Origin of the sequence: Gottfriedia acidiceleris (assembly GCF_036421055.1) — a bacterium.
Taxonomy (GTDB): Bacteria; Bacillota; Bacilli; order Bacillales; family Bacillaceae_G; genus Gottfriedia; species Gottfriedia acidiceleris_C.
The window spans coordinates 40,939-52,609 of sequence record NZ_JAZGQS010000016.1 but is presented as its reverse complement, the minus strand read 5'-3'; the positions used below and the strand labels follow the sequence as shown (position 1 = coordinate 52,609).

Annotated in this window: 9 protein-coding genes, 1 pseudogene and 1 other annotated feature; of the genes and pseudogenes, 1 reads left to right on the top strand and 9 read right to left on the bottom strand. The window is 35.6% G+C overall.

Features of this window, described 5'->3' with window-relative positions; translation table 11 throughout:
* The first annotated feature begins 95 nt into the window (after positions 1–95).
* Positions 96–1,103 (top strand): barstar family protein, encoded by a 1,008-nt coding sequence (locus RAH41_RS22705; protein ID WP_419471633.1) that lies wholly within the window; start codon positions 96–98, stop codon positions 1,101–1,103.
* A 172-nt stretch (positions 1,104–1,275) separates the two neighbouring features.
* Here RAH41_RS22705 and leuD read toward each other — a convergent pair whose 3' ends face one another.
* The 9 genes and pseudogenes from leuD to ilvE form a co-directional block, all read right to left on the bottom strand.
* Positions 1,276–1,851, bottom strand: coding sequence for a 3-isopropylmalate dehydratase small subunit (gene leuD / locus RAH41_RS19570; RefSeq protein WP_331224914.1), 576 nt, complete (start codon positions 1,849–1,851; stop codon positions 1,276–1,278).
* Positions 1,829–3,223: a 3-isopropylmalate dehydratase large subunit gene (gene leuC / locus RAH41_RS19565; protein WP_331224912.1), complete on the bottom strand. Its 1,395-nt coding sequence runs from the start codon at positions 3,221–3,223 to the stop codon at positions 1,829–1,831. The genes leuD and leuC overlap by 23 nt, the downstream gene beginning before the upstream one ends.
* Positions 3,220–4,287: a 3-isopropylmalate dehydrogenase gene (leuB, locus tag RAH41_RS19560; protein ID WP_331224910.1), complete on the bottom strand. Its 1,068-nt coding sequence runs from the start codon at positions 4,285–4,287 to the stop codon at positions 3,220–3,222. The genes leuC and leuB overlap by 4 nt, the downstream gene beginning before the upstream one ends.
* Positions 4,288–4,328: 41 nt before the next feature.
* Positions 4,329–5,450: pseudogene (locus tag RAH41_RS19555) on the bottom strand (2-isopropylmalate synthase); the annotation flags it as partial.
* 3 nt (positions 5,451–5,453) lie between these two features.
* The gene (gene ilvC / locus RAH41_RS19550; protein ID WP_331224908.1) at positions 5,454–6,464 is read right to left on the bottom strand and encodes a ketol-acid reductoisomerase; all 1,011 of its coding nucleotides are present in this window, start codon (positions 6,462–6,464) and stop codon (positions 5,454–5,456) included.
* Between the two features lie 39 nt (positions 6,465–6,503).
* Positions 6,504–7,019, bottom strand: a complete 516-nt coding sequence (gene ilvN / locus RAH41_RS19545) for an acetolactate synthase small subunit (protein WP_025671139.1) — start codon at positions 7,017–7,019, stop codon at positions 6,504–6,506.
* Positions 7,019–8,707: an acetolactate synthase large subunit gene (gene ilvB, locus RAH41_RS19540; protein ID WP_331224988.1), complete on the bottom strand. Its 1,689-nt coding sequence runs from the start codon at positions 8,705–8,707 to the stop codon at positions 7,019–7,021. The genes ilvN and ilvB overlap by 1 nt, the downstream gene beginning before the upstream one ends.
* Before the next feature lie 99 nt (positions 8,708–8,806).
* Positions 8,807–9,043, bottom strand: a binding site (T-box leader).
* Entirely contained in the window at positions 9,042–10,709 is a 1,668-nt protein-coding gene (gene ilvD / locus RAH41_RS19535; protein ID WP_331224906.1) for a dihydroxy-acid dehydratase, read from the bottom strand. (Overlaps the previous feature by 2 nt.)
* A gap of 6 nt (positions 10,710–10,715) precedes the next feature.
* The gene (gene ilvE, locus RAH41_RS19530) at positions 10,716–11,606 is read right to left on the bottom strand and encodes a branched-chain-amino-acid transaminase (RefSeq protein WP_069032489.1); all 891 of its coding nucleotides are present in this window, start codon (positions 11,604–11,606) and stop codon (positions 10,716–10,718) included.
* Positions 11,607–11,671: the final 65 nt, after the last annotated feature.

Below are 11,671 nucleotides of genomic sequence, written 5' to 3'. Positions count from 1 at the left end.
AAATACATGAACAGTTTAAATTCACATTATTTTCTATTAATTCATTATTAAGTTTATGGTAAAATGGAATTAAATGGAATTTCGGGAGGTATCAAGTGGAATTAAATGCAGAACGGAAACCAAAGCAAGTACCGATTGAGCTTTATGACTCTAATATGAAAGCGCATTCGATTAATAATCAAATGTTTCATCATCAAAAACTAAATGCAATAGGGATTATTTACGTAGCAATAACGATTCTTGTGTTATCTCTATCAATTTTTATTTACGTTTGGATAATGGAAGAACAAAATTCACAAGAACAATCAATTATTTCTACACAAATAGCAACTGAATTAAATAACAAAGAATTAATTACCTCAGATTTAATTAAAAAAATAGAAAGTTTAATAGAAAGTACTAACTATATTTCTGAGGTTAGCATATTCAGTTCGATGAAAACTATAAATGAAGGAATAAATTTGACTCCTTTTATTGCTGAAAACATGGAACCAGCATTTCAATATAAAAGAAACGTATGGTCCCCTAAATGGTTAGCTCCTGACTTTTTCCCTAGTGGAAATGGACATGGAGAATGGTATATCGAATTGAAACATAGGTCTTTTAATACATTTGCAAAATTTGTTTTATTAATTGGCTTCTCAATCTATTTAACCTTATTCACTATTTGGACAACCTTAAATACTTACCAACATAAAAGATTACATACTGGTTGGATTATTCTAATTGCTTTATTTAATGTGTTAGGGTATTTAGCTTATAGATATCGATTTATCATCAAAAAAATGATGATTAATTTTTTAAAAGAAATAATGTATTCAGAAAAAACAAGTATTACGATTGATGTATCGTTCATAAAAAATAGTCGTGAATTACATTTAGTATTGAAAGAAAAACTAGCATTCCCAGATACTTATGGTGAAGATTGGGACGACTTTTGGGATACAATTACTTGTCAAGTGGAGTTACCAAATCAACTTCAATTTATTGGTTGGTCAGCACTAGAGAAAAAACTCCCAGAAGATTCAAAAATTATGAAAGAGTATCTTATTGAACATAATCAGGAATATCCGGATTGGCATTGTAATTTTTTATTCAATTAACCCGTTTTTAAAGGAAAGACAATTAGATAATGCTTTCCAATTCTAAGTTCAATATTCTATATTTGCCTAAACAAAGCAAATTTTTAATGCAGCTTACTTTTCTCTTTGCTTCTCTTAGATTAAAAAGAAGTATCTAATAAGTGGTTAACTTATAAGATACTTCCATTTTTAGTTAAGCGTGTAATTTTTCATATTTCTCAATGTCATTTTCGTATTTCATCGTAATGGCAATATCATCCAAGCCATTAAGTAATTTTTCTTTCCAAACGGGATCGATTGCAAAATCAAAGTTCCCAAATATTGTTTTTACGACTTGGTTTTCTAAATCTACTTCAATTTCTTGATTTCCACTTAATGTAGATAATTGTGAGCGAATCTCATCCTTTAAGACGATCGGAAGCATGCCATTTTTTATACAATTATTGTAGAAAATATCTGCGAAGCTACCAGCAATAATAATTGTAAAACCGTAATCATTTAATGCCCAAGGTGCGTGTTCTCTAGAAGATCCGCAACCAAAATTATTTCCACTTATTAAAATTGAAGCATTTTTTCGATCCTCTTTATTTAATGAAAAAGATTGATTTGGTGATCGATCATCATGATATCGCCATTCATCGAATAAAAATTCTCCAAAGCCAGTTCGTTCTATTCGCTTTAAATATTGTTTCGGAATAATTTGGTCTGTGTCGATATTATCTAACATAATTGATACTGTCGTGCCTTTATGCGTACGTAACGGTTTCATTTGCTTGCTCCTTTCGAATATCAATAAAATGACCATGTACTGCAGCAGCCGCTGCCATTACAGGACTTACTAAATGTGTTCTTGCTCCTTTACCTTGTCTTCCTTCAAAGTTTCGGTTTGAAGTAGATGCACAATGTTCTCCAGCTGGTACTTGGTCTGGATTCATTGCAAGACACATTGAACAACCAGCTTCCCTCCATTCGAATCCTGCTTCGATAAAGACTTTATGTAGCCCTTTTGCCATCGCTGCATTACGAACCTTTTTTGATCCTGGAACAACTAATGCACGCACATCAGACTTTACTTTCTTTCCTTTAAGATACTTAGCAGCTTCCTCTAAATCAGACAATCTAGAATTTGTACATGAACCGATGAATACATGTTGTACTGGAATCTCTTTAGGAGTAATTTCCGGCTTTAATCCCATATATTCATAAGCTCGTTCGTAGTTCTCATCCTTTGCTTTTGGAAGGATTCCATCAATCCTTACACCCATTCCAGGATTTGTTCCCCAAGTTACATAAGGTGCAAGGCTTGCTACATCTACTTCGATTGTTTTATCAAATGTCGCTCCCTCTTCTGTATATAGTTTCTTCCATTCTACTAATTTTTCATCATAAGAATTTACTGTATATTTTCGACCTTTTAGATAATCAAAAGTTTTTTGATCAGGAGCAACCAATCCTGCCTTTGCTCCTCCCTCAATCGCCATATTACATAAAGTCATACGCTCTTCCATTGACATATTTGTAATGGCTTCACCATAAAACTCAATGACATATCCAGTTCCCATTGATACACCATAAGTGGCTAGTAAATGAAGAATGATATCTTTAGCATACACACCTTTTGGAAGCTTACCATCAAGTTTTACACCCATTGATTTCGGCTTAACTTGCCATAAAGTTTGTGTTGCTAAAACATGTTCAACTTCGCTTGTTCCAATTCCAAAAGCTAAAGCACCAAATGCACCGTGAGTTGACGTATGACTATCACCACAGACAATTGTTTTTCCCGGCTGAGTTAACCCAAGTTCTGGTCCAATTACGTGGACAATGCCTTGGTCTTCATCTGTAATATCTGCTAAAGGAATATTGAACTCCTGACAATTATTTCTTAACGTATCCATTTGTTGTTTCGCAATTAAGTCAGTGATAACTAATTGATTTTGTGTTGGTACATTATGATCCATCGTCGCAAAGGTTAATTCTGGTCTTCTTACTTTTCGATTGGATAATCTCAATCCTTCGAAAGCTTGTGGAGAAGTTACCTCATGGACTAAGTGTAAATCGATATACAAAAGCTGAGGTTTACCAACTTCACCAGTTACAACATGATTTTGCCAAAGTTTATCAAACAATGTTTGTTTCATCGAATAGTACCTCCAACTGTTTGAAATTGTATTTCCTTGATTACTTGTTCTGTAAATTCAATGGTTGAACTTTTCCCACCTAGGTCACCAGTTAAATAGCCATTATTTATTGAATTAACAATCGCATTTTCAATCGAATTTGCTTCATCAACTAAATTAAAATCACGAAGCATCATGCAGACTGACCTTAAAATTGCAATAGGGTTAGCCTTATTTTGTCCAGCGATGTCTGGTGCTGAACCGTGAATTGGTTCATATAATGAAGGACCCTTGCCAGATCTACTTGCAGAAGGTAGCATTCCTAATGAGCCCGTAATCATGGAAGCTTCATCGCTTAAAATATCCCCGAATAAATTTTCAGTAACGATAACATCAAATCTTCTTGGATTTCGAATTAACTCCATCGCAGCAGCATCAACAAGAATATGCTCAACTTCTACTTCTGGATAGTTTGAACTGATTTCATTTACAATTTTTCTCCAAAGTTTACTAGATTCTAATACATTAGCTTTATCAACTGATGTAAGTTTACCTTTTCTAGTTTTTGCTAATTCAAACCCATACGTTACAATTCGTTCAATTTCTTCTCTAGTATAGGAAAGCGTATCGGTTGCTTCATTTTCATTATGAAAGCGAGGTTTTGAAAAATAAATTCCTCCTGTTAATTCTCGAACGACGACAAAGCTTACATTTCTTACTTGTTCAGATTTTAAAGGAGAGTGATTTACAAGTTCATCGTAAACATCGACTGGTCGAATGTTTGCGTATAAATTAAGTGATTTTCTTAATCTTAATAAGCCACTTTCTGGTCGCTCAACACCTTGATCCCATTTTGGTCCACCTACTGCAGCTAATAATACAGCATCCGAATTTAAACAATTATCTAATGTTTCTTTCGGTAATGAAGTGCCAGTTTCATCGATCGCGTGGCCACCAAATAAATTTGTTGAAAAAGTAAATTCATGTTGATAAGATTGTGCAATCTGTTCTAAAACCTGTACTGCTGAACTCATAATTTCTGGTCCGATTCCGTCTCCTGGAAGACATGCGATGTTTAATTTCATTTTAGAACCTCCTTTTTGCTCCACTTACTTATAATGTTTAATAAATCTGCATCTGTAATTTCTTTTTTCGAATCTGTCAAAGCTTTAAATTGAATAAACGCTTCGTTTATAATCTCTGTTGAAAAGTTGAATCCAAGTTCTTTTAATCGATCAGTAAAAGCATGACGCCCTGAATGTTTCCCTAATACTAATGAATTTGTAGAAAGTCCAATTAATGAAGGCGGGATAATTTCATATGTTGTTGGCTCTTTTAGAACGCCATCTTGGTGAATACCTGATTCATGAGCAAATGCATTTGTACCAACAATTGCTTTATTTTTCTGGACAACCATACCTGTAAGACGACTAACAAGTTCACTTGTCTTCGTAATTTCTTGTAATCGTAAATTAGTATTTTTCCGGTAAACATCTTCCCTAATATGTAGTGCAACAGCTATTTCTTCTAGTGCTGCGTTTCCTGCTCTTTCCCCAATTCCATTTACGGTGCATTCTACTTGTGTTGCTCCAGCCTGTATAGCAGCTAAAGAATTCGCTACTGCCATTCCTAGGTCATCATGGCAGTGACAAGAAAAAATAGCTTTATGATAAGACGGTACATTTTCTTGTAAATATTTAAATAGATCGTAATATTCTGAAGGACTTGTGTAACCAACAGTATCTGGAATATTTACCACATCTGCACCTGCTTTAATGGCAGTCTCTGCGAATTCGGCAAGAAATGCTCGATCAGTACGACAGGCATCCTCAGCCGAAATTTGGACTTTTGGGAAAAAGGATTTTGCAAGCTGTACACAATGTTTAGCTGTTTCCAAAACTTCTAATCTCGTCATGTTTAATTTATATTTCATATGAATATCACTTGTTGCTAGAAATATATGAAGTCTCGGTTCTGCAGCATTTTTTAACGCATCCCATGCTGTTTTAATATCTGAATCTTTTGCTCGAGAAAGGCTTGAGACGGAGACAGAACGAATCTGTCTCGCAATCTCTTGAACACCTAAAAAGTCACCTTCTGAGGAAGCGGCAAAACCAGCCTCAATGATATCAACACCTAAAGCTTCTAGTTGTCTTGCAATTTCGAGCTTTTCAAATCGATTTAAATTAACCCCAGGAGATTGTTCGCCATCACGTAATGTTGTATCAAGAAACTGAATTTTACTCATTTTTTATTTCACCTCGACCTTTTCTTTTCTTTGGATAAATGGCATCATTGCACGAAGTTTTTCTCCAACCTCTTCTAACTGATGTTGTTTTTCACTTTCATTGATTTCATTGAATACTGGACGACCATTTTTATTTTCGTTAATCCAGCCTTTTGCAAATGTCCCATCTTGAATTTCTGTTAAGATGTCTTTCATAGCTAATTTTGACTCATTCGCTACTACTCGAGGACCAGATACGAAATCACCCCATTGTGCAGTATCAGAGATTGAGTATCTCATATAGCTCATACCGCCTTCGTACATTAAATCAACGATTAGCTTCAACTCATGTAAACACTCAAAGTATGCAACTTCTGGCTGATAGCCTGCTTCTACTAATGTTTCAAATCCTGATTTTACTAAAGAAGTTACACCACCACATAGTACCGCTTGTTCTCCGAATAAATCTGTTTCTGTTTCCTCTTTAAATGATGTTTCAAGTACACCCGCTCTAGTTGAGCCAATTCCATCAGCATAAGAAAGTGCTACATTTTTTGCTTCGCCTGTAACATCTTGGTAAACAGCAAATAATGCTGGAACCGCTGCACCATCGACAAAAGTACGGCGAACAAGATGTCCTGGTCCTTTTGGAGCTACTAAAAATACATCAACATTTGCAGGAGGAACAATTTGATTAAAATGAACATTAAATCCGTGTGCAAACGCAAGCGCATTACCACTTTCTAGATAAGGTTCAATTTCATTTTTATAAACAGTTGGTTGATGCTCATCTGGTAATAGAATCATTACTACGTCTGCTTCCTTTGAAGCTTCTGCAACTGTAGTTACATGTAGTCCGTCATTAGCTGCTGCGTCCCATGATTTACCAGGTCGACAACCAACAACTACTTTATGACCATTTTCATGTAAATTTAAAGCATGTGCGTGACCTTGTGATCCATAACCAATTACTGCAATCGTTTTCCCTACTAATACATTTTCCTTTACGTCTGTACCATAATATACTTTTGCCATTTTCAAATTCCTCCAATTTTTTTAGTTTTATATTTTTATTTAATAAGAGAGTAGCTTTTGAGCATGCTCCTTATGTTTAGCAGATCTAGTAAATGCGGTTACACCTGTTCGAGCTATTTCTTTTAGTTCGAAAGGTCTTAATAATTCAATCAAAGCCTCAACCTTATCAGAAGTGCCAGTTACTTGAACGACAATCTGATCACGGCTTACATCAATAACCGAGGCTCTAAATGGTTCAATTAGACTATAAATTTCATTTCTTGTAGCAGCATTCGTACTTACCTTTATTAAGGCGAGTTCCCTAGCAATAACTGACTCTTCGGTTATATCTGCTACTTTTATCACATCAATTTGCTTATGAAGTTGTTTAATTAATTGTTCAACTTGTTGTAAATCCTCTACATGTACGACAAATGTAATTCTTGAAATATGATCTTGTTCAGTATGACCTACAGAAATACTTTCGATATTAAAGCGTCTTCTCGAGATCACTCCTGTAATTCGGTTAAGTACGCCACTGTTATTTAAAACAGTTGATGTAATGACTCGTTTCATTATTTCACCCCTTCCATTTCATGAATTCCTTTACCAGGTGGAACCATTGGTGTAACAATTTCAGCTTGATGAACTCGGCAATCAATTAAAACTGGCCCATCAAATTCAATTGCTTCCCTTAATTGACTTTCAACTAAATTTGGATCTGAGATTGTCATCCCTTTAATACCGTAAGCTTCAGCAAGTTTTGTGAAACTAGGCTGGCAGTCTAATAGAGAACTAGAGAAGCGGTCATTATAAAAAGCTGATTGCCACTGTCTTACCATTCCTAAAGCTGCATTATTTAAAATTAAAATTTTAACTTGTAAATTATGTTCCTTGATCATGCTTAATTCTTGCAATGTCATTTGAAATCCGGCATCACCTACAATGGCGACAACTAATTCATCAGGTTTAGCAAATTGAGCTCCGATTGCAGCTGGTAATCCAAATCCCATCGTTCCAAGTCCACCTGAAGTGATCCATTTATGTGGTTCGTCAAAAGGATAATATTGCGCCGCCCACATTTGATGTTGACCTACATCCGTAGAAATCGTCGCTTTCCCATTTGTAATCGAATGAAGTAAAGTTAAGACAGTTTGTGGTTTAATAACTTCTCTACTCGGTTCATACTGCAGTGGAAAGGCCTCTTTACGGCTTTTAAGTAGTTCTAACCATTCACTATGATTTTGTTTATCTACTTTTTGTTTTAATAGAACTTTCAGAACTTCCTTAGCACATCCGACGATTGGAATATTTGTCGGAATAACTTTATTTATTTCAGCAGGATCGATATCGATATGTGCTACAACAGCATTTTTAGCAAAGTGTGCTAAATTCCCTGTTAACCGATCATCAAATCTTGCCCCGATGTTAATTAGTAAATCACTTTCATACATGGCCATATTTGCTGTATAAGTTCCGTGCATACCTCCCATTCCTAGGAATAATTCCTCATTTGCTGGAAATCCACCTAACCCTAAAAGCGTATTTACAACTGGAATATTGAACTTTTTAATAAATTCAGTAAACTCTTTTGCTGCTTTTGCATGTAATATTCCTGCTCCAGCTAATACGACTGGTTTTTTAGCTTTTTCAATTGCTCCTATTAACTTTGTAATTTGAAGATAATTTGGTTCATAAGTCGGTTGATAACCTGGTAATTGAACTTCTACTTCGTCCTTTTTCACTCCTTTTTCAACCATCATATTTTTTGGTAAATCGATGACGACTGGACCTGGACGGCCGGTTGAAGCAATATGGAATGCCTCTTTTACAATTTGTGGGACATCTTCTACATTACGCACTTGGTAGTTATGTTTTGTAACTGGCATTGTGATTCCAATAACATCTGCTTCCTGAAAAGCATCCGTTCCGATTACATTTGTAGCAACCTGACCAGTAAAAACAACTAGCGGTAATGAATCCATCATCGCATCTGCTAAACCAGTTACTACATTTGTTGCACCTGGACCACTTGTTGCGATGACAACTCCCGGTCGACCAGTTACTCGTGCATATCCTTCTGCAGCGTGGATGGCCCCTTGTTCATGTCTTGCTAGAATGTGAGGAATATCAGCATCATAAAGTGCATCATATAATGGTAATACTGCCCCTCCAGGGTACCCAAAAATCATTTCAACATTTTCATTTTTCAAAGCATCAATTAGTAAATTTGCACCTGACAATTCTTTTGACAGAGTTCTCATCGAATGATGACTCATTTCTACTTTTCCCTCCAATTTTGGATAAAATTTACCCATTTATTCGCAATAAAAAAAGCCATAACTCCACACTTCAGCAGATGCTGAAGGGGCGAAAGACTTTTCGCGGTACCACCCTTCTTCTTAGGTTAATAACCTAACTTTGGGATTTTGGCTAACCAAAATCTGGCTATAACGTGACCAACGTTCAAGCTTACATTACAAATTAATTCAGCTTGACACTCAAGAGTGAGTTTCATTAATCAAGGTCATCGGTTCACACCAGCCACCGACTCTCTGAAGATCCTTTTCATAACTACTTTTCTCTTTCAATGCTTTTTCATATTTTTAATATTCCGCCTGTATTAGCAGAAGTAACTAACTTTGCATATCTTGCTAAATAACCCGTTTTAACTTTTGGTTCATGTAATTTGGATGATGTTTTACGAGATTCTAAGGTTTCGTTTGAAATTGATACTGTAATACTTCTTGATAAAAGATCAATTATGATTTCATCACCGTCTTCAATATATGCAATTGGTCCACCTTCAGCCGCTTCTGGAGAAATATGTCCGATTGCAATTCCTCTAGTAGCACCTGAAAAACGACCATCTGTAATTAACGCAACTTTTGTTCCTAAACCTCTTCCAACAATTGATGAAGTTGGTGCAAGCATTTCAGGCATTCCAGGTCCACCTTTAGGACCCTCATATCGAATGACAACGACATGCCCCTCTTTAACTAGACCATTATCAATCGCTTCAACAGCCTCATCGTGTGAGTTAAAACAAATTGCCTCACCAATAAATGTTTGGATTGAAGAATCAACGGCACCTACTTTAATAACTGCTCCGTCTGGGGCTAGGTTTCCATGTAAAATCGATAATCCGCCTGTTTGTGAATAAGGATTTTCTTTTTTACGAATCACTTCACTATTGGTGATTGAAGCTTCTTGCACATTCTCGAATAAAGTTTTTCCTGTAATTGTAATACGGTCACTATTTATTGCTCCAGGAATGGTAGTAAGTTCTTTAATAATTGCTGGAACACCGCCTGCTAAATGAACATCATGCATTGAATAATGCGAAGCGGGACTAATCTTTGATAAGTAAGGTACTCTTCTAGCTACATGATTAATATCCTTTAAGTCGTAATCAACTCCTGCTTCATTTGCGATAGCCATTAAGTGTAAAACAGTATTTGTTGATCCACCCATTGCCATATCTAGTGCAAATGCATCATCAATTGCCTCTTTTGTAATAATATCTCTTGGTTTTATATCGTTTTCAATGCAATCCATTAGATGAAAAGCTGCATCACGGATTAATTGATGTCTGTCTTTACTAGTTGCAAGTATTGTTCCGTTATATGGTAGTGCTACACCAAGCATCTCCATAATGCAATTCATTGAATTTGCTGTAAACATTCCAGAACATGATCCACATGTAGGACATGCTGACTTTTCAATATCGAGTAATTCTTCTACACTCATTTTTCCTGATTTAAAAGCACCAACCCCTTCAAAAACTGAAGCAAGAGATAGAGCCTTGCCATCTTTAGATAATCCACCTGCCATTGGTCCACCTGATACAAAAACTGCTGGTACATTTGTACGAACAGCTGCCATTAGCATTCCAGGTGTGATTTTATCGCAGTTTGGCATATAAAATACTCCATCAAACCAATGTGCATTTATTACAGTTTCGGCTGCATCGGCGATGATTTCCCTACTTGGTAAAGAATACCTCATTCCGATATGCCCCATTGCAATTCCATCATCGACACCAATCGTATTAAACTCAAATGGAACTCCACCAGCATCGCGAATCGCTTGTTTTACCACATCAGCCATTTCCCTTAAATGAATATGACCTGGCACAATATCAATATATGAATTACAAATTGCTATAAATGGTTTATTAAAATCTTCCTCTTTAACACCTGCCGCTAATAATAAGCTACGATGAGGCGCTCGGTCGATTCCTTTTTTGATCATGTCACTTCGCACAATTTATCACCCTTGTTTTACGTAAATTTTTTCTCCATCTTCTACTACTAATTGACGAAATGCTTTTAATAATCTTTGTGTATTTGGTCCTGGTTTTCCATCACCAATCACTCGTCCATCTACCTTAGATACGCCAATTACTTCAGCTGCTGTTCCAGTTAAGAAAACCTCATCGGCAATATAAACATCATGTCGAGTGAACAATTTTTCTTCAACTTCGTAACCTAATGTGTCACCTAATTCCATAATTGCATTTCGAGTAATTCCTTCTAAAGCACCCGCTGAACTAGGTGGAGTAATTAACTTATTCCCTTTTACTAAAAAGACATTATCTCCTGAACCTTCAGCTACAAAGCCTTGGTCGTTTAGCATTAGTGCTTCTTGAACTCCAGCTAGTTTCGCTTCAATTTTTACTAATATGTTATTTAAGTAATTTAAAGATTTAATTTGTGGATTTAATACATCGCTTCGATTTCTTCTCGTTGCTACTGTTACAATTTCCATTCCATTTTCATATAGTTCTTGTGGAAAAAGTGCTAGTTGTTCAGCAATGACAACTACATTTGCTCTTGGACAAGAAGTTGGATCTAATCCAAGATTCCCTTCACCTCTTGAGACTACCAGTCGAATATAACCACTATGTAAATTATTTCGATTTACTGTATCAACTACAATTTGTGTTAACTCTTCTAATGAATAAGGAATTGTTAACAAAATTGATTTTGCTGATTCATATAATCGAATGAGATGTTCTTTTAAACGAAATACATTGCCATCGTAAACGCGAATCCCTTCGAATACTCCATCTCCATATAGATATCCATGATCATATACAGAAACTTTTGCATCTTGTTTTTGAACGAATTCACCATTTAAAAAAATCTGTTGCTCTGTCACGGTTAATCCTCCTCAAGAGTTAAAATATTTGTACTTACTTTATTCCAATCTACGAAATTAATCAA